Genomic DNA, 1,063 nt, shown 5'->3' with positions numbered 1-1,063 from the left:
GTGGCTGCGGGCTTTTTCATTCGTTTATTTTACCAGATGCCGTCACTTAAGTTTTTTTTGACCTGAATCCTTACGTTAATTGCTCGAATTATGGTTCTCAGGTAAAAGCCGAAAAGCTAGCACCAATAGTTAGAGGATGGAGAAATTACCATAGGTTCTGTGATATGTCAGGAGCAAGATTTTCACTTTGGTTCTTAAATCACAGAACATACACGGTATTTAACCAGGAAACCAAAAATACCAGAGAATCAAGCGTTAAGCTTGTTAAGAAGGCATTTCCAACAGTTCCTTACTCTGAAAACAAACACATCAACGTCAAAGGGGATAAATCGCCCTACGACGGAGATTTGACCAAAGGCGAGCGAACGCAATAGTAAGTTATACGATGATTTGACCTCTAAAGCCCTTAAAAAGCAAAGCCATTCATGCGGTCACTGTGGAATGAAGTTTATGAGCGACGAGCGAGTAAATCTACATCACATCGACGAGAATCATGATAACTGGAAACCTAAAAATCTTCTAGCAATGCACGAATCCTGTCATGACCACTTACACATGAGCAAAAGGGTCAATCCCCAAGAATATCGGGAGCTGGATGCACGGAAACGGGCACGTCCAGTTCTAACTGAGAGGTGCTGGGGATAATACCCCACATCGACTCAAACTGATGCGCCGATGCAAGCTGACAACTGACGAAAAAGCTGGGAGGTTTCTTAAGAATGGACAATCCAGAAAAAAAGGTTTGAATCGTTCTATCTCTGATGCAGGTTGGGGTGAATTGATTTTGAAGATTGAGTATCTTGCTGTGAAGCAAGGAAAAATCACAATTAAAATCAATCCTAAACACTCTAGCCAAGAATGCAGGAATTGCGGTCATATTGACAAGTCGAATAGAGATGGTGAAAAGTTCGTTCATCTGTGTCGAATGTGGCTATCACGAACACGCTGATATTGGCGCTGCAAAAACCATCAGAGATCGAGCTTTAAACCCACATTCCGCACCCCCAACTGGCACATAGGCAGATGGAGGGGATAAAAGTAAATCATCCGAGATAATCGTGAG

3 protein-coding genes are annotated in these 1,063 nt (G+C 42.4%); 2 read left to right on the top strand and 1 reads right to left on the bottom strand.

The window, feature by feature from the left end; all coding sequences use genetic code 11:
- Positions 1 to 62: 62 nt before the first annotated feature.
- Positions 63 to 374, top strand: a complete 312-nt coding sequence (locus QUA44_RS30585; protein ID WP_445243722.1) for a group II intron maturase-specific domain-containing protein — start codon at positions 63 to 65, stop codon at positions 372 to 374.
- A 194-nt stretch (positions 375 to 568) separates the two neighbouring features.
- Here the strand turns inward: QUA44_RS30585 and QUA44_RS30580 are convergent, their stop codons facing one another.
- Complete coding sequence (locus tag QUA44_RS30580; protein WP_333310121.1) at positions 569 to 877, bottom strand: hypothetical protein; 309 nt, start codon at positions 875 to 877, stop codon at positions 569 to 571.
- Here QUA44_RS30580 and QUA44_RS30575 point away from each other — a divergent pair.
- Entirely contained in the window at positions 821 to 949 is a 129-nt protein-coding gene (locus tag QUA44_RS30575; protein WP_333310118.1) for a zinc ribbon domain-containing protein, read from the top strand. The genes QUA44_RS30580 and QUA44_RS30575 overlap by 57 nt on opposite strands.
- Positions 950 to 1,063: the final 114 nt, after the last annotated feature.

The sequence above is a fragment of the Microcoleus sp. N9_A2 genome, assembly GCF_036701775.1.
GTDB lineage: Bacteria > Cyanobacteriota > Cyanobacteriia > Cyanobacteriales > Microcoleaceae > Microcoleus.
Note: the sequence above shows the minus strand (reverse complement) of the source record. Positions and strands in the feature narration are given on the sequence as shown.